The organism is Streptomyces panaciradicis (genome assembly GCF_023516615.1).
GTDB lineage: Bacteria > Actinomycetota > Actinomycetes > Streptomycetales > Streptomycetaceae > Streptomyces > Streptomyces panaciradicis.
This window is the reverse complement of the sequence record NZ_JAMGBF010000176.1, coordinates 11,814-28,078: the sequence shown is the minus strand read 5'-3', so window position 1 is coordinate 28,078 and position 16,265 is coordinate 11,814. Positions and strand designations below refer to the sequence as shown.

Sequence of the window (16,265 nt, the reverse complement as noted above, 5' to 3'; positions counted from 1 at the left end):
CTGCGCCAGGAGCGGGCCGCACCGCACGTGACCGCGGCCCGCGGACTGGGCGCGGGCCGCCGGCACCTTCTCCGGCGCGCGCTGCTGCCGGCCGTCGTCCCGCCCGTCACCCGTCACGCCCTGCTCCGGCTGCCCGGCACCGCCCTCGCCCTGGCCTCGCTGGCCTTCCTCGGCCTGGGCGCCCAGCCGCCGTCGCCCGAATGGGGGCTGCTGCTCGCCGAGAACCAGCCCTACGCCGAGCGCGCCCCCTGGGCGGTCCTCGCCCCGGCCGCCGTGCTCGCCCTGCTCGGGGCGCTGGCGGTGAGCGCGGCCGGGGGAGCGGGGCGGCCGGGGCGTCGTAGGACGCGACCGCCGGAGCAAAAGCCTTCTGCCCGGCGTGAGTCGGTGGTGGCGGAATGACCTCGCCGACGATCGGCCTGTCGCGCTCCAAGGGCGGCGGCACCCGCCTCACCCCGCTGCTGCGTCTGCTGATCCTCACCCAACTGGCCTTCAACCTCGGCTTCTTCGCCGTCCTGCCCTTCCTGGCCGAACACCTGGGGCGGGCGGTCGGGATGGCGGGCTGGCTGGTCGGGTTCGTGCTCGGACTGCGGACGTTCAGCCAGCAGGGCCTGTTCGTGGTGGGCGGGGCGCTGGCCGACCGCCACGGGATTCGGCCGGTGGTGCTCACCGGATGCGCGCTGCGGATCGCCGGGTTCGCCTGGCTCGGGTTCGCGCGGGAGACCTGGGCGGTGATCGGGTCGGTGCTGCTGATCGGTTTCGCCGCCGCGCTGTTCTCGCCCGCCGTGGAGTCCGAAGTCGCCCGGCAGGCAGTGGAGTCGGAGCGGGCGGGCGGCGGCTCACGGACCCGGGTGCTGGCCCTGTTCACCGTGGCCGGACAGGCGGGCGCCTTCCTGGGGCCCCTGCTGGGAGCGCTGCTGCTCGCCGTGGACTTCCGTGCCGTGTGCCTCGCCGGCGCCGGGATCTTCGTGCTGGTCCTCGCCGGGCACGCGCGGCTGCTGCCCCAGCGGATCCCGGGACCGGAGCGGACCCGGGTCAAGGGCGGCATGCGAGCCGTGCTGCGCAACCGCCGCTTCCTGGGCCTGTGTTGTGCCTACGGCGCCTACCTCCTCGCCTACAACCAGCTCTACCTCGCCCTGCCCGCCGAGGTGGAGCGGGCGACGGGCTCCCAGGCGGCGCTGGCCTGGCTGTTCGCGCTGTCCTCCCTGCTGGTGGTCACCGCACAGCTCCCGGTGACCCGCTGGGCCGCGGCCCGCCTCACGTCACGCCGGTCGATGCTCGCAGGTCTGCTGCTGATCGCGGCCGGGTTCCTGACCGTGGCCGCCGGACGGACCGGCACGACCGGCCTGCTGCCCGCCGCCTGCTTCGTCGTGCTGCTCACCCTCGGCCAGATGCTGGTCGCGCCGGTCGCCCGCGCCTGGGTCCCCGACTTCGCGGACGAGGGCCGACTCGGCCTGTACACGGGCGCGTTGTCCTCGGCATCCGGCCTCGTCGTCCTGCTCGGCAGCGCCGCGACGGGCACTCTCCTCGACGCCGGCCTGCCATCGGCCGTGCCATGGCTGGCCCTGGCGGCCGTACCGGCGACGGCGACCGCGCTGCTCCCGCGCCGCTAGGCTCGCCGCCATGAAGATCCAGGTGGAGGCCGCCCGGGAGGCGGACCAGGAGCTCGTCGACGCTCTCGGCCGTCTGCTGCCGCAACTGTCGCGCTCCGCGCGGCCGCTCGACGCGCCGGCGCTCGCCCGCGACCTGGCCTGCGACACGAACACCGTCCTCGTCGCCCGTGCCGACCACGGCATCGTCGGCACCCTGACCCTGACGACGGTTCCGCTGCCGTCCGGTCTGCGCGCCCGGGTCGAGGACGTGATCGTCGACGAGGCGGCGCGAGGACACGGGATCGCCGGGCTGCTGATGGAACAGGCGCTGCAATCGGCCCGAGAGGCCGGAGCCCGCACCGTCGACCTCACCTCCCGCCCGGACCGGGAGGCGGCGAACCGGCTCTACGAGCGGCTCGGCTTCCAGCGGCGCGGATCGACCGTGTACCGGTACCCGATCGAGGGCTGAGGGGACGCCCCGGCGTCAGCCGTCACGTCGCTCAGGACGCCACCGTCTGGCGTTCCGCCGCCCGTTCCAGCATCTCCTCCACCTCGGCCTCGTCGACACGGGACGCGCGCTGGAGCCAGCGGACGTCGCGGCCGAATGACCAGGTCAGGGAGGCGAGGGCGAGGGCCGTGACGCCGAAGGAGGCCGCCGCGGGGAGGTAGCCGGAGGCGGCCAGCAGCAGGCAGACGCCCTGCATCGCGGCGACCGTCTTGCGGGCCATGCTCGGCGGGAGCGGGGCGTTCAGCCAGGGGTAGACGCGGGCCGCCGCCACGAACGCGTAGCGCATGCCGCCGATCAGCAGGACCCACGGGCCCTCCTGCATGGAGACGTACACGCTCAGCACCAGGATCAGGAACGCGTCCACCTCCATGTCGAAGCGGGCGCCCAGCGGCGTCGAGGTGCCGGTGGCACGGGCCACCTTGCCGTCCACACCGTCGAGTATCAGGGCGACGGCCGTGAGACCGACGAAGACGGTGACCGGCGGCGAGCTCTCGAAGGAGTCCGCGACCAGGGCGGTCACGCCGCCGACCAGGGTCGCGCGGCCGAGCGTCACCCGGTTGGCCGGGCCGAAGGAGCGCGGCCGGGTGCGGTGCAGCGCCCTGGAGAGCACCGCCCACGTGGCGACGGCGAAGGCGAGGCCGGTCAGCCAGCCCGCCGGCCCCAGGCCGATCGCCGTACCGAGCAGGGCCAGCAACAGGATCTGCACGCCCGCTCCCACAGCGGTCTCCTGCTGGACCAGCCTTGCTTCGTATGTGTTGTTCAGGGCCACCGCACACCCTCCGGCCATATGACAGAGTCGATCACGCCGCGTACTGTGCGCGGCCTGTGCACACCTCGGTACGTGAACCGCTTCCCGATCGTTCAGGAGGACGTCGATGAACCGCGCCGCACGCGCGTTCTGGCTGGATCGCCCGGGCGAGGGCCGGATACGCGACGTCGACCTGCCGGTACCCGCGGGGGACGAGGTGCTGGTGCGCTCGCTGTTCTCCGGTGTGAGCCGGGGGACGGAGACCCTCGTCTTCCGCGGCGGAGTGCCCGAGAGCCAGCACGCGGCCATGCGCGCCCCCTTCCAGGAGGGCGACTTCCCGGCCCCGGTGAAGTACGGCTACCTGAACGTGGGCGTGGTGGAGGAGGGGCCGGAGCGGCTGGTGGGGCGGACCGTGTTCTGCCTGTATCCGCACCAGACGCGGTACGTCGTCCCCGCCGATGCCGTCACCGTCGTACCGGACACCGTGCCCGCCGAGCGGGCCGTCCTCGCCGGCACCGTGGAGACCGCCGTCAACGCCCTGTGGGACGCCGCGCCCCTGATCGGCGACCGGATCGCCGTCGTCGGCGGCGGCATGGTCGGCTCCTCGGTGGCCGCGCTGCTGGCGCGCTTTCCGGGCGTCAGCGTGCAGCTCGTGGACGCCGATCCCGCGCGCGCGAAGATCGCCCGGGCCCTAGGAGTCGACTTCGCCCTGCCGGGCGACGCGGAGGGCGAGCGGGACCTCGTCGTCCACGCCAGCGCCACCGAGCAGGGACTCGCCCGCTCCCTCGAACTGCTCTCCGCCGAGGGCACGGTGATCGAACTGAGCTGGTACGGCGACCGGAAGGTGTCCCTCCCGCTCGGCGAGGCCTTCCACTCCCGCCGCCTCGTCATCCGCTCCAGCCAGGTCGGCACCGTCTCCCCCCGCCGCGCCGGACGCAGTTACGCCGACCGGCTCGCCCTCGCCCTCGACCTGCTCGCCGACCCGGCGCTGGACGCCCTCGTCACCGGCGAGTCCGCCTTCGACGAGCTGCCGGACCTCCTGCCGAAGCTGGCCTCCGGAGAGCTGCCCGCGCTCTGCCACCGCATCCGGTACGAGGACACAGAGTGACGCAGTCGTTCAATCCGGTACGACTTCCGGGGCCGGGCAAGACCGCCTGACCTGAGAAAAGAGTGAGGGACGGCTGAACACGGGGAAACGATGAGCCGTACTACACGGCATCCCCCGGCGGCCGACTGCCGGGGGGCCAGACGCGCCGCACCTGGAGGGTCGTCCGTTGTTCAGTGTCACCGTCCGCGATCACATCATGATCGCCCACAGCTTCCGCGGCGAGGTCTTCGGACCCGCGCAGCGCCTGCACGGAGCGACGTTCCTGGTGGACGCCACCTTCCGGCGCGAGCAGCTGGACGACGACAACATCGTCGTCGACATCGGACTGGCCACGCAGGAACTCGGCGCCGTCGTCAGCGAGCTGAACTACAGAAACCTCGACAACGAGCCCGAGTTCGCCGGAACGAACACCTCCACGGAGTTCCTGGCCAAGGTCATCGCCGACCGGCTCGCCGACCGCATCGAGAAGGGCGGCCTCGGCGAGGGCGCCAAGGGCATCGCCGGGATCACCGTCACCCTGCACGAGTCGCACATCGCCTGGGCGAGTTACGAGCGTGCCCTGTGACCGACGTGACCCTGGAGAAGACGGCGCATCCGGCCCTCGGATACGTGCCCGTGCAGCACTCCACGCTGAAGAACGCCGAGATCATCCCCATGTCCCTGCGCTCCGTGCACTTCGTGATGCCGGGCGGCGTCGACGACCCGGCGGCGCCGAGCGGCGGCAACGCCTACGACCGGCGTGTCAGCCTGGACCTGCCCGGCTTCGGCTGGCAGGTGCACAAGCACGCCGTGGCCGGCGAGTGGCCCCGGCCGGGGGCGGGGGCCCGCGCGGAACTCGCCCGCGTCCTGCGGGAGCTGCCCGACGGGACGGTCGTCCTGCTGGACGGGCTTGTCGCGTGCGGGGTGCCCGAGATCGTCGTACCGGAGACGGAGCGGCTGCGCCTCGCCGTGCTGGTGCATCTGCCGCTCGGCGACGAGAGGGGTCTGGAGCCCGCGGTGGCCGCCGAGCTGGACGCCAGGGAGCGGATCGTGCTGCGGGCCGTGCCCGCCGTGATCGCCACCAGCGACTGGGCGGTCCGCCGGCTCGTCTCGCACCACGGCCTGGCCCCCGAGCGGGTCCATGTCGCCGCGCCCGGCGCCGACATCGCGCCCCTGGCCTCCGGCACCGACGGGGTCTCGCGGCTGCTCTGCGTCGCCGCCGTCACCCCGCGCAAGGGCCAGCACCGGCTGGTGCAGGCGCTGGCCGCGGCGGCCGAACTGCCGTGGACGTGCGTGTGCGTCGGCGGGCTCGGGCACGACCCGGAGTACGTCGCCGAGCTGCGGCAGCTCATCAGGGAGCACGGCCTTCAGGACCGGATCGAGCTGGCCGGCCCGCAGGCCGGTGCGCAGCTCGACGCCAGCTACAACGCCGCCGACCTCATGGTCCTCACCTCCTACGCGGAGACGTACGGCATGGCCGTGACGGAGGCCCTCGCGCGCGGCATCCCGGTGCTCGCGACCGACGTCGGCGGCCTGCCCGAGGCGGTCGGCCGCGCCCCCGACGGCGGGGTGCCGGGCATCCTGGTGCCGCCGGAGGACCCCGCCGCACTCGCCGCCGAACTGCGCGGCTGGTTCGGCGAGGCCGACGTACGGCGCCGGCTGAAGGCCGCCGCGCGGAGCCGGCGGGCCGCCCTGGACGGCTGGGCCACCACGGCCCGCAGCCTCGCCGGAGTGCTGGGCCGGCTGCCGAGCGAGCCCGGGAGGGCGGCATGAGCGGGACCGTACCGGTGAGGACCGGCGGAAGGATCCCGGCGCAGCCGGGGCCCAGGGACACACGGGAGACGGCGGGGGAGGCGCGGCAGATGGCGACACGGACGGCGGATGTGCCCACGGAGGCCGGCGGACACGAGGCGAAGGCGGTGGGTTCCGTGGCGGAGGGCACCCAGGGCACCCAGGGCACGGACGGCCCGGGAACGGGCCCGGCGGTCGCCGCCGGTTCGGTGATCCCCGGGGCCGGTCCCGCCCGCCCCGGCGAGCGCGCCACCGTGCGCCTGCGCGACACCGGGCCGGACGAGCCCCCGCGCTACGCGCCCGAGTGGCTGGAGCTGCGCGAACCCGCCGACGCCGCCGCCCGCTCGCACGACCTGCTGGACCCGCTGCGCATCCGGCTCGCGAACCTGCCGGGCAAGGCCGGGCTGGTCATCCACGACCTGGGCTGCGGCACCGGCTCCATGGGCCGCTGGCTCGCCTCCCGGCTCGACGGCGCCCAGCACTGGGTGCTGCACGACCGTGACCCGTACCTGCTGCACTTCGCCGCCGTCGCCTCGCCGCGGTCCGCCGCCGACGGCAGCCGGGTCTCGGTGGAGACCCGCCGCGGCGACGTCGCCCGGCTCACCGCCGACGGGCTCGCCGGCGCCTCCCTGGTGACCGCCTCCGCCCTCCTCGACGTGCTCACCCGCGAGGAGCTGGAGACCCTGGCCGACGCCTGCACGGGGGCGGGCTGCCCGGCCCTGCTGACGCTCTCCGTCGCCGGCCGCGTCGAACTCAGCCCGTCCGACCCGATGGACGCGGAGATCACCGAGGCGTTCAACGCCCACCAGCGCCGCGACGGCCTGCTCGGCCCGGACGCGGTCGACGCCGCCTGCGAGGCCTTCTCGGAGCGGGGCGCCACGGTCCGGGTCAACCCGAGCCCCTGGCGGCTCGGCCCCGGCGAGGCCGAGCTGACGGCCCAGTGGCTGCGCGGCTGGGTCGGCGCGGCCGTCGAGGAGCGCCCCGAGCTGGCAGCACGCGCAGAACGGTATCTGCACGACCGCCTGGCCGCCTGCGAGGCCGGCGACCTGCACGTCACCGTCCACCACAGCGACCTCTTGGCGATGTCCCGGCCGACGGGCGGGGCGTCATGAGCGTGGAGACGATGAGGACGGTCGTGGTGCCCGGCAGCCGGCGGGGTGCGGACGGCGCTTCCGAAGCCGCGGCGAGCCCTCGGGTCGAGGGGGTCCACGTGCCGGCGTCCGCCGGTGCCGCTTCCGTCGTCGTCGAGGTGTGGGACGACGGGGCCGCCTGTCTCGCCGCGCGGGAGTCCGCTCTGCGGGCCCGGGCCGACGAGCTCGCCCGCACCGAAGAGCGCGCCGCCGCGAACGGCACGCCCCGGTGGCGGGCCGCCCTGGCGCGGCTCAACTCCCCTGCTCTGCGCCGCCACTTCGGGACCGTCGCGGGGGTCGTCATCCTCGGGGCCCTGCTGTGGCACCTCGGTACCGGTGTGCTGCTGGACGGGCTGCGGCGGATCGACGCGACGACGCTGGTCCTGGCGCTCCTGACCGGGGTCGCCACCACCGTGCTCAGCGCCTGGCGCTGGGCGCTGGTGGCCCGCAGCCTGAAGATGCGGCTCCCGCTCGGGGCGGCCGTCGCCGACTACTACCGCGCGCTGTTCCTGAACGCCGCCCTGCCCGGCGGTGTCCTCGGCGACGTGCACCGGGCGGTCCGGCACGGCAAGGACGCCGGTGACCTCGGCCGCGGCGTACGGTCGGTCGTCCTCGAACGGGTCGCCGGACAGGTCGCGCTGACCGTCGTCGGCACCGCGGTGCTGCTGACGATGCCGTCCCCCGTACGGGCCGAGGTCCGCAGCTTCGCCCCGCCGGTCCTGCTCGCCGCGGTCGGCGCGCTCGCCGTCGTCCTGGCGCTGCGGATGAACCGCACCGCCGACTCCCGCCGCGGCCGCGCCCTGCGCGCGACGCTCGCCGAGGCGCGCGAGGGACTGCTCTCCCGCCGCAACGGCCCCGCCGTCGCGCTCTCCTCGCTGCTCGTCCTCGCCGGTCACATCGGGATGTTCGTGCTCGCCGCCCGGGTCGCCGGCTCCCCGGCCTCCGCCGCCGCGCTGATCCCGCTCGCGGTGCTGGCCCTGGTCGCCATGGGCCTGCCGCTGAACGTCGGCGGCTTCGGCCCCCGCGAGGGCGTCACCGCCTGGGCGTTCGGCGCGGCCGGCCTCGGTGCGGGCAGCGGTGTGGCGGTCGCCGTCGTGTACGGCGTGCTCAGCTTCGTCGCCGCCCTGCCGGGCGCGGTCGTCCTCGTCGCCCGCTGGTACACGGGGCTGCGGACGGGTTCCGGAACGAGCCCGGAACCCGGCGCCGACTACGCGGGCCCGTCCTCCGAGGTGAGGAGCGAGAAATACGCGCCGAAGGAATCCGCGAGGCTCGCCAGCAGTTCCTTCCCCTTTTCCGCGGAACCCAGCGAAGGCCGTCCGATCACGCCCGAATCGGTATAGCCGGACATACCGAGGGTGAGCAGATGGCGACGGTCGTCAGCGACGAAATCGGCGGTCTCGTGACCGGGCCGGAGGAATTCCGGGTGAGCATGCAGAAGGATGGAGGTCTCGATTTCTCCCGCGTGCATGTCGGTCAGCAGCGAGGTGGTCACCCCCGCCCGCTGCCGCGCCGTCTCCCAGTCCTCCGCGGCCGGGAAGAGCGCCATGCGCTCACCGCGGGCGGAGGACTCCTGGACGACGTTGCCCAGCACGTAGTTCCCGCCGTGCCCGTTGACCACCACCAGGGCGTCGACGCCGGAGCGGCGCAGGGACTGCGCGATGTCACTCACCACCGCATGAAGGGTGACCGATGAGATGCTGACGGTCCCTGGCCAGGCCGCGTGCTCGTGCGAGCAGGAGATGGTCACCGGAGGGAGGAGGTGCACCGGGTACGCAGCGGCGATCTCCCGGGCCACGGCACAGGCGACCAGCGTGTCGGTCGCCAGCGGAAGGAACGGCCCGTGCTGTTCGAAGCTTCCCACCGGAAGGACCGCGACCTGCGTTGAGACACCCGCCGCCCTGGTCCGTACCTCTTCCGTAGTGTCCGCCGGCACCAGCCCGTCCGCCGCCGTACGCACGCCCGAACCACTCATTTCTTCACGGCCTTTCGTCTCTGTTTAGGAATCGAATCATGACAGATAAAATCGGCGTACTCGGCAAGAAGAGCGCGAAGCGTACCGGCGTGGAACGCATAGTGAATGCCCCGCTGCCCACGGTGTACGGGCAATTCCGGGCGGTCGGTTACATCGATCACGATCGCGGCGACGAACAAGTCGCTCTCGTGCACGGCGAGATAGGCACGGACGATGTCCTGACCCGGCTGCATTCCGAGTGCCTGACGGGTGACGCGTTCGGCTCCCAGCACTGCGAGTGCGGGGACCAGCTGGCGTCCGCGCTGAAGGCCGTGGTCGCCGAAGGCAGCGGCATCGTCGTCTACTTGCGGGGCCACGAGGGCCGCGGCATCGGCCTGCTCGCCAAGCTGCGCGCGATGGCCCTGCAGGCGGAGGGCCTGGACACGGTCGAGGCCAACCTCGCGCTCGGGCTGCCCGTGGACGCCCGCGACTACGGCGTCGCCGCCGGCATCCTGCACGACCTGGGCGTGAACTCCGTCCGCCTGATGTCCAACAACCCGCGCAAGCGCGAGGCGTTGGTGCAGCACGGCATCGAAGTAGCCGAGACCGTCCCCCTGTTGATCCCGCCCTGCGAGAGCAACATCACCTACCTGCGCACCAAGCGGGAGCGGCTCGACCACGTCCTGCCCCACCTGGACGCCCTGGCGCACCTGTCCTGAACGTGCGGTTACGGCCCGGCGGGCGGGGACAGGAAGAGGGGACGACCCGACACCCCTGGGAGGCTCGCCGGTGAACACGCAGGCCAGTGCCGTCGTCATCGGCGGCGGGGTGATGGGCGCGAGCATCGCCTACCATCTCGCCGCCGCCGGTGTCCGCGACGTCGTCCTCGTCGAACGCGACGAACTCGCCGCCGGATCCACCTCGAAGGCGGCGGGCGGGGTGCGGGCGCAGTTCTCCGACGAGCTGAACATCCAGCTCGGGGCGCGCAGCCTGGAGGCGTTCGGCCGCTTCGAGGAGGAGATCGGGTACGACATCGGGCTGCACCGCGTCGGCTACCTCTTCCTGCTGTCGACACCGCAGGAGGTCGCCTCCTTCGAGCGCGGCGTCGCGCTGCAGAACTCCCTGGGCGTGCCAAGCCGCATGATCACACCGAAGGAGGCCCGCAGGCTCTCCCCGCTGATCAGCACCGACGGCCTGCTCGCCGCCGCCTTCTCCCCGGACGACGGCCACTGCACCCCCGAGGCGGTCGTCCACGGCTACGCCTCCGCCGCCCGCGCCCTGGGCGCCCGCGTCCTGCGGCACACCGAGGTCACCGGCATCGAGCTGCGGGGCGACCGGATCACCGCCGTCGCCACGACCCTGGGCCGGATCGCGACCGGCACGGTGATCTGCGCGGCCGGCGCCTGGTCGCGGGCGGTCGGCGCGATGGCCGGCGTCGACCTGCCGGTGGTGCCGCTGCGCCGCCAGATCGCGGTCACCGAACCCCTCGCCGAACCGCGCCCCGGCCTCCCCATGACCATCGACTTCACCACCAGCCTCTACTTCCACGCCGAGGGCCCCGGTCTCCTGCTGGGGATGTCCGACCCCGAGGAGCGCCCCGGCTTCGCCACCGACACCCACGACCGCTGGATCCCCGCCCTGTACGCGGCCATGGAGCGGCGCGCCCCGGCCCTGCTCGACCTGCGCCGCACCGGCGGCTGGGCGGGCCTGTACGAGATCACCCCCGACCACAACGCGCTGATCGGCGAGGCCACTTCGGTCTCCCGCTTCCTCTACGCCACGGGCTTCTCCGGACACGGCTTCCTGCAGGGCCCCGCCGTCGGCGAGGTGATCCGCGACCTGTACCTGGGCCGCGTACCCTTCGTGGACGTCCGCCCCTTGAGCGCCGACCGCTTCGCGGCCGACGCCCCGCGCCCGGAGGCCAACCTCGTATGACCGATCTCCACCTGTGGCTGCGCCACGAGGCCCGTACGACCGAACGCCGCACACCGCTCGTGCCGTCCGACGCCCGGCGGCTCGTCGAGGCGGGCGTGAGGCTGACGGTGGAGGAGTCCCCGCAGCGGATCTTCCCGATCGAGGAGTACGAGGCGGCGGGCTGCGGCGTCGCTCCCGCGGGCTCGTGGGTGTCCGCGCCGGACGACGCCGTCGTCCTGGGTCTCAAGGAACTCCCGGACGAGCCGGCCGAGTTGCCGCACCGGCACATCTTCTTCGGGCACGCCTACAAGCGGCAGCCGGGAGCCGAGACCCTGCTGCGGCGCTTCGCCGCCGGGGGAGGCGCCCTGCTCGACCTGGAGTACCTGGTCGACGACGACGGCCGTCGCCTCGCCGCCTTCGGCTTCTGGGCGGGCTACCTGGGCGCCGCCCTCGCCGTGCTCCAGCACCGCGGCAGGCTGGCCGCCCCGCTCGTGCCGGGGTCGAAGGAGGAGCTGGACGAGACGCTCCGGCGGGCCGCCGGGGACGAGGACTTCACGGCGCTGGTCGTCGGCGCCCTGGGCCGCAGCGGCCGGGGCGCACGGCTCGCCCTCCAGGCCGCGGGCATCGAACCGACCTGCTGGGACCTCGCCGAGACCCGTGACCTGGACCGTCCGGCCCTGCTCGGCCACGACGTCATGGTGAACGCGGTCCTCGCCACCTCGCCCGTCCCGCCCTTCCTGCGCGAGGAGGACCTCGACGCCCCCGCGCGGCGTCTGCGCACCCTGTGCGACGTCACCTGCGACGTCGGCTCCCCGCTGAACGTCCTGCCGGTCTACGACCGCACCACGGACTGGGACGAGCCGGTGCGCCGGCTGCGCAAGGAACCCCCGCTGGACCTCATCGCCATCGACAACCTGCCGTCCCTGCTGCCGCGGGAGTCCAGCACGGACTTCTCGGCGGCCCTGGTGATCCAGTTGCTGGAGTTCTCCGTCGGCGGCCCGTGGGGACGCTGCCTCGACCGGTTCCACCAGGCGTGCCGTGAACTCGGCGTCACGGAAAGGGAGTCCGGGAATGGCTGAGCGGGCCACCGCGTCCGGCACCGTCCACTGGATCGGCGCCGGACTGTCCACGGGCAGCGGTCTGGCCCGGCTGTGCGAAACGGCCGGGCGGGTACGCCTGTGGCATCGCACCGAGCAGCGGGCCGCGGACGCCCTGGACCGCCTCGGCCTCGGCCCGCGCGCCGAGCCCCGCGCCTTCACGCTCCCCGCGCTCACCGCCGAACTGGCGCCCGGCGACGTCGTCGTGTCGATGCTGCCCGCGCCGGAGCACGCCCCGGTCCTGGCCGCCTGTGTCGCGGGCGGCGCCCACTTCGCCTGCTCCAGCTACGTCTCCGACGCCGTCCTCGGGCAGGTGCCCGCGGCCGAGAGGGCCGGACTGGTCGTCCTGACCGAGGCCGGGCTCGACCCGGGAATCGACCACCTCTTCGCCCACAGCCTGGTCGCCCGCGCCGGCGCGGCCGTCGGCGCCGGCACCCCGGCGTCGTACACCTTCACCTCGTACTGCGGCGGCATACCGGCCGTGCCGAACGACTTCCGGTACCGCTTCAGCTGGGCCCCCGCCGGTGTCCTGGGCGCCCTGCGCTCGCCCGCCCGTTACATCGAGGACGGCACCGAGACCGTCGCCGGACGCCCGTGGGAGGCCACCCGCGCCCACGTCCTCGACGGGGAACGCTTCGAGGTCTACCCCAACCGCGACAGCGTGCCCTTCGTCGAGCAGTACGGCTTCCCGGCCGCCTGGCGGGCGCACACCTTCGTCCGCGGCACCCTGCGGCTCGACGGCTGGCTACGGGCCTGGGACCCGGTGTTCGAGGAGCTGAAGGCCGGTGACGACGCGCGGATCGCCGCGCTGGCGCAGGAGTTGGCGGCCCGCCATCCGACGACGGACGCCGACCGCGACCGGGTCGTGCTCGCCGTGTCCCTGGACGTGCGCGCGCAGGACGGCGGTTGGTCGGGGAGCTACCTGCTCGACCTCACCGGCGACGAGGAGGAGAGCGCCATGGCCCGCTGCGTGTCGCGCCCGCTGGCGCTGGGCGTCCGGCACGTCCTGGACGGCAGCCTGCCGGCGGGGCTGAACCGGGCCGCCGGGACGGCGGCCCGTTCCGAGCAGTGGCTGGACGAACTGCGGGCGGAAGGACTGGAGTTCGGCCTGCGGCCCGCCGTGTAGCCGAGTCAGCCGGTGATCGCCTCGTGGACCAGGCGCTTGAGGTCCGGGACGATCCTCAGGGACGTCTTCGGGCGGACCTGGGTCATGAACTGGACGGTCAGGTCATGGACGGGGTCGACCCAGAAAGTCGTCGTCGCGGCGCCGCTCCAGCCGTAGGCGCCCAGGGTGGAGGGGACCTGGGTGCGCTCGGGGTCGATGACGACCGAGACGCCGAGGCCGAAGCCGACGCCGTCGTTGTTGGGCTCGTCGTGGGCCGGGCGGGAGCCGAAAGCGCGCAGGTCCGCGTTGCCGGGCAGGTGGTTCCGGGTCATCAGGTCCACGGTCTCGGGGGCCAGCAGACGGACGCCGTCGAGCTCGCCCCGCCGGCGCAGCAGCTCCATGAAGCGGTGCATGTCGTACGCGGAGGCCACCATCCCGCCGCTGCCGGACAGCAGGCGGGGCCGCCCGCCGCGCAGCGGCAGCCCGGCGACCGGCTCGATGCCGCCGGAGTCCGTCTCGCCGTACAACTCCGCCAGCCTGGGGGCCTGTTCGTCGGTGACCTGGAAGCCGGCGTCGGACATGCCGAGCGGGTCGAGGATCCGCTCGGCGAAGAACTCGTCGAGCGACTGCCCGCTCACCACCTCGACGACCCGGCCGAGGACGTTGGTGGCGACCGAGTAGTTCCACTGCGTTCCGGGCTCGAACTGCAGCGGCAGGCTCGCGTACACCTCGACCGTCCGAGCCAGGTCGGTGCCCGGCAGGACCGAGGACTCCAGGCCGGCCGCGCGGTAGAGGTCGTCGACCGGGTGAGAGCGGTAGAAGGCGAAGGTGAGGCCCGCGGTGTGGGTCAGCAGATGCCTGATCAGTATGGGTCCGCGGGCCGGACGGGTCCGTACGTCGGCGCCGGAGCCGCTCTCGTACACCTGCGGGTCGGCGAAGGCCGGCAGATGGCGGGCGACCGGGTCGTCCAGCGACAGCCGGCCCTCCTCGACGAGCATCAGCGCGGCGACCGAGGTGACCGGCTTCGTCATGGAGTAGATCCGCCACAGGGTGTCGTGCTCGACCGGCAGTCCGGCCGCGACGTCGCGCCGGCCGAGCATCGTCAGATGGGCGACGCGTCCGCCGCGGGCCACGGCCACCAGGAAGCCGGGCACGCGACCCTCGTCGACGTGGTGGGCGAGGTGCTGGTCGAGTCGGTCCAGCGCCTTCGCGTCCAGCCCGACCTCGCTCGGGTCGACCTCTTGCCGCAGCTGTGCCATCGCTCTCCTCCGAATGCGCTCGTCGAGGTGCCGGACGGGATATCCCGCATATCCCGCCGCCCTGACCTCAGACCTCATCGTCGCGCAGGAACACCGCCGCGGTCCCCGGGTCGACCAGGATTGATCATCGAGACGGAACGTTCCGGCAGAGATCCGGCCACGACCGCGCCGACCGCGGCCACGAACGCCAGGACGATCAGCGGCAGCCGCGCGCCACCCGCGTGCGGTCCGGTCAGCGTCGTCGCCACCGCCACGCCCAGCACCGGCCCGACGTTCATCGCCGTCTGCTTCAGCCCGCCCGCCACCCCGGCGGACTCCACCGCGGCCTCCCGTACGACGACGTGGGTGGCCGCCACCATGACCGTCCCGAAGCCGGCGCCCAGCAGACCGAACCCGGCGCAGAAGGCGAGGGTGCCGGTGGCGCGGTCCAGGACCACGATCCCGGCGGCCAGCACGGCCATCGCCGCGACCGTGGTCCGCCGGGCCCCGAACCGGCGCAGCAGGACCGCGCAGCACGGCGCCGCGAGGATCATCAGGGCCGCCAGCGGCAGGCTCAACAGGGCCATGCGCAGCGGGCCGACGCCGAGGGCGCTCTGCAGCAGGAAGGTCGCGGTGAACAGGGTGCCCTGCAGCGCGGCCGACGCCACGACCAGGACGGCGACCGCCCGGCCGACGCCCGCCGAGCCGACGAGGTCCGGCGGCACCAGGGGAGTCGGGGCCCGCCGCTCGTGCCGCACGAACGCGGCCCCCGCGGCGAGGGCCACCGCGACTCCGGCACCGCTCTCCGGCGTCCAGCCCCGCTCCGGCAGGGCGACGAGAGCCTGGACGAGACTGGCCAGGGTCAGCGCGAGGAGCAGGGCACCGGGCAGGTCGAGGGCGGTGACGGGGCGAGGGGAGGCCCTGTGCGGTCGCCGCGCCCCGCCGAGCGAGGCGAGGGCAAGGACGCCCAGGGCCAGCGTCGGTACGACGTTCAGGAGGAAGGCGGCACGCCAGCCCGGACCGGCCACCAGGGCCCCGCCCAGGACGGGGCCCGCCGCGGCGGCCAGCCCGATCGCGCTGGTCCGTACGGCGATCGGCATCCGCAGCCGGTCCGGTGGGAACGCGGCCCGCAGCATGCCCAGTGTGGCCGGCTGCAACAGCGCTCCGAACACCCCCTGGACCACCCGCAGCGCGATCACCCATCGGATCCCGGGGGCCAGGGCGATCCCCGCCGAGGCCGCCCCGAAGCCCAGCATGCCGAAGGCGAAGAGCCGTTGGTGGCCGTACCGGTCCCCGAGCCGCCCCGAGAAGACCAGCAGGCCGGCCACCGCGATGAGGTAGCCCGTGCTGGTCCACTGGACCTGTGCCAACGAGGCGTCCAGGTCCTGCCGCAGGGTCGGCTGCACGACGGAGAGGACCGTGCCGTCCAGGGCGACCACCACCGCTCCGACGACGCTGCCCGTCAGCGCCAGCGCGCGCTGCCGTCTCACGCCCCGGCCCCGAGGTGCGCGTCCAGCGCGGTGCGCAGCAACGGCCCGAAGTCCTCTGTCGCCGTCGCGAGTTGGAGGCTGCCCCAGCCCCACAGCTGGGCGATGCCGTGCAGGTTCGCCCACAGCGCGCCCGCGACGATCCGGGCGTCCGCCTCGGGGCGGGCCCGGCCGACCAGCTCCACCAGCCGCCCGAACAGGGGAAGACTGGTGTCCCGCAGACCCAGGTGACCGCTCTCCAGCAGGTCGTGACGGAACATCAGCTCGTACATGCCGCGGTTGTCCAGCGCGAACTCCAGGTACGCCCGCCCCAGTTCCACCACCTGCTCGCGCGGGGAGGCCGTCCCGTCCCCGACCGCCGTCGTGGCCCGCTCGGCCAGGTCGGCGAACCCGCGCCGGGCGATGGCCGACAGCAGTTCGACGTGGGTGGGGAAGTAGCGCCGGGGCGCCCCGTGCGAGACGCCGGCCCGGCGCGCGATCTCCCGCAGGGTCAGCGCCTGCGCCCCTTCCCGGGCGACCAGCTCCACCCCGACGTCGACGAGCCGGGCCCGCAGTCCCGTTTCCGGTCCGGGCTTTGACGATTCAGGCATGGACAGTGTCTACCAGGGGCGGGTAGACAC

General features: G+C 73.9%; 16 protein-coding genes and 1 pseudogene. 12 read left to right on the top strand and 5 right to left on the bottom strand.

What is annotated here, in order from left to right; genetic code table 11:
- The 3 genes from M8J74_RS38455 to M8J74_RS38445 form a co-directional block, all read left to right on the top strand.
- On the top strand, positions 1–399 hold a 399-nt coding region (locus tag M8J74_RS38455; RefSeq protein ID WP_249840875.1), incomplete at its 5' end, for an ABC transporter permease subunit.
- Positions 396–1,610, top strand: a complete 1,215-nt coding sequence (locus M8J74_RS38450) for an MDR family MFS transporter (protein WP_249840874.1) — start codon at positions 396–398, stop codon at positions 1,608–1,610. The genes M8J74_RS38455 and M8J74_RS38450, both read left to right, overlap by 4 nt.
- Before the next feature lie 10 nt (positions 1,611–1,620).
- Positions 1,621–2,058, top strand: coding sequence for a GNAT family N-acetyltransferase (locus M8J74_RS38445; protein ID WP_249840873.1), 438 nt, complete (start codon positions 1,621–1,623; stop codon positions 2,056–2,058).
- Positions 2,059–2,089: 31 nt separating this feature from the next.
- On the opposite strand, the gene M8J74_RS38440 is transcribed toward M8J74_RS38445, so the two are convergent.
- Positions 2,090–2,866, bottom strand: coding sequence for a CDP-alcohol phosphatidyltransferase family protein (locus M8J74_RS38440; protein WP_249840872.1), 777 nt, complete (start codon positions 2,864–2,866; stop codon positions 2,090–2,092).
- 106 nt (positions 2,867–2,972) lie between these two features.
- On the opposite strand from M8J74_RS38440, the gene M8J74_RS38435 reads away from it, so the two are divergent.
- From M8J74_RS38435 to M8J74_RS38415, 5 genes and pseudogenes are all read left to right on the top strand, one after another.
- On the top strand, positions 2,973–3,953 hold the full coding sequence (locus M8J74_RS38435) for a zinc-dependent alcohol dehydrogenase (protein ID WP_249840871.1): 981 nt from the start codon (positions 2,973–2,975) through the stop codon (positions 3,951–3,953).
- Positions 3,954–4,119: 166 nt separating this feature from the next.
- Positions 4,120–4,518, top strand: a complete 399-nt coding sequence (locus tag M8J74_RS38430; protein WP_058922042.1) for a 6-pyruvoyl trahydropterin synthase family protein — start codon at positions 4,120–4,122, stop codon at positions 4,516–4,518.
- The gene (locus M8J74_RS38425) at positions 4,515–5,705 is read left to right on the top strand and encodes a glycosyltransferase family 4 protein (protein ID WP_249840870.1); all 1,191 of its coding nucleotides are present in this window, start codon (positions 4,515–4,517) and stop codon (positions 5,703–5,705) included. The genes M8J74_RS38430 and M8J74_RS38425 overlap by 4 nt, the downstream gene beginning before the upstream one ends.
- Before the next feature lie 89 nt (positions 5,706–5,794).
- Positions 5,795–6,835, top strand: a complete 1,041-nt coding sequence (locus tag M8J74_RS38420; RefSeq protein ID WP_249840869.1) for a class I SAM-dependent methyltransferase — start codon at positions 5,795–5,797, stop codon at positions 6,833–6,835.
- Positions 6,832–7,923: pseudogene (locus tag M8J74_RS38415) on the top strand (lysylphosphatidylglycerol synthase transmembrane domain-containing protein); the annotation flags it as partial. The gene M8J74_RS38420 and the pseudogene M8J74_RS38415, both read left to right, overlap by 4 nt.
- Positions 7,924–8,060: 137 nt before the next feature.
- Here M8J74_RS38415 and M8J74_RS38410 read toward each other — a convergent pair.
- Positions 8,061–8,825, bottom strand: a complete 765-nt coding sequence (locus M8J74_RS38410; RefSeq protein ID WP_079077859.1) for a creatininase family protein — start codon at positions 8,823–8,825, stop codon at positions 8,061–8,063.
- 38 nt (positions 8,826–8,863) lie between these two features.
- Between M8J74_RS38410 and ribA the strand changes: the two genes are divergently transcribed.
- From ribA to M8J74_RS38390, 4 genes are all read left to right on the top strand, one after another.
- On the top strand, positions 8,864–9,523 hold the full coding sequence (gene ribA, locus M8J74_RS38405; protein ID WP_249840867.1) for a GTP cyclohydrolase II: 660 nt from the start codon (positions 8,864–8,866) through the stop codon (positions 9,521–9,523).
- A gap of 70 nt (positions 9,524–9,593) precedes the next feature.
- On the top strand, positions 9,594–10,739 hold the full coding sequence (locus M8J74_RS38400; RefSeq protein WP_249840866.1) for an NAD(P)/FAD-dependent oxidoreductase: 1,146 nt from the start codon (positions 9,594–9,596) through the stop codon (positions 10,737–10,739).
- Positions 10,736–11,797, top strand: coding sequence for a saccharopine dehydrogenase (locus M8J74_RS38395; protein ID WP_249840865.1), 1,062 nt, complete (start codon positions 10,736–10,738; stop codon positions 11,795–11,797). Before M8J74_RS38400 ends, M8J74_RS38395 begins: the two co-directional genes overlap by 4 nt.
- Positions 11,790–12,941, top strand: coding sequence for a saccharopine dehydrogenase family protein (locus M8J74_RS38390; protein ID WP_249840864.1), 1,152 nt, complete (start codon positions 11,790–11,792; stop codon positions 12,939–12,941). Before M8J74_RS38395 ends, M8J74_RS38390 begins: the two co-directional genes overlap by 8 nt.
- Positions 12,942–12,946: 5 nt before the next feature.
- Here the strand turns inward: M8J74_RS38390 and M8J74_RS38385 are convergent, their stop codons facing one another.
- The 3 genes from M8J74_RS38385 to M8J74_RS38375 all read right to left on the bottom strand — a co-directional run bounded on the left by M8J74_RS38385 (position 12,947) and on the right by M8J74_RS38375 (position 16,235).
- Positions 12,947–14,179 (bottom strand): serine hydrolase domain-containing protein, encoded by a 1,233-nt coding sequence (locus M8J74_RS38385; protein WP_249840863.1) that lies wholly within the window; start codon positions 14,177–14,179, stop codon positions 12,947–12,949.
- A 74-nt stretch (positions 14,180–14,253) separates the two neighbouring features.
- Complete coding sequence (locus M8J74_RS38380; RefSeq protein ID WP_249840862.1) at positions 14,254–15,648, bottom strand: MFS transporter; 1,395 nt, start codon at positions 15,646–15,648, stop codon at positions 14,254–14,256.
- Positions 15,645–16,235 carry a TetR/AcrR family transcriptional regulator gene (locus M8J74_RS38375; protein ID WP_249840861.1) on the bottom strand — a complete coding sequence of 197 codons (591 nt, stop codon included), beginning with the start codon at positions 16,233–16,235 and terminating at the stop codon, positions 15,645–15,647. Before M8J74_RS38375 ends, M8J74_RS38380 begins: the two co-directional genes overlap by 4 nt.
- Positions 16,236–16,265: the final 30 nt, after the last annotated feature.

Coding starts and splice junctions, on each gene's coding strand:
- M8J74_RS38445 (WP_249840873.1), top strand. CDS start 1,621: ATGAAGATCCAGGTGGAGGCCGCCCGGGAGGCGGACCAGGAGCTCGTC.
- M8J74_RS38420 (WP_249840869.1), top strand. CDS start 5,795: ATGGCGACACGGACGGCGGATGTGCCCACGGAGGCCGGCGGACACGAG.
- M8J74_RS38450 (WP_249840874.1), top strand. CDS start 396: ATGACCTCGCCGACGATCGGCCTGTCGCGCTCCAAGGGCGGCGGCACC.
- M8J74_RS38375 (WP_249840861.1), bottom strand. CDS start 16,235: ATGCCTGAATCGTCAAAGCCCGGACCGGAAACGGGACTGCGGGCCCGG.
- M8J74_RS38385 (WP_249840863.1), bottom strand. CDS start 14,179: ATGGCACAGCTGCGGCAAGAGGTCGACCCGAGCGAGGTCGGGCTGGAC.
- M8J74_RS38395 (WP_249840865.1), top strand. CDS start 10,736: ATGACCGATCTCCACCTGTGGCTGCGCCACGAGGCCCGTACGACCGAA.
- ribA (WP_249840867.1), top strand. CDS start 8,864: ATGACAGATAAAATCGGCGTACTCGGCAAGAAGAGCGCGAAGCGTACC.
- M8J74_RS38390 (WP_249840864.1), top strand. CDS start 11,790: ATGGCTGAGCGGGCCACCGCGTCCGGCACCGTCCACTGGATCGGCGCC.
- M8J74_RS38410 (WP_079077859.1), bottom strand. CDS start 8,825: ATGAGTGGTTCGGGCGTGCGTACGGCGGCGGACGGGCTGGTGCCGGCG.
- M8J74_RS38435 (WP_249840871.1), top strand. CDS start 2,973: ATGAACCGCGCCGCACGCGCGTTCTGGCTGGATCGCCCGGGCGAGGGC.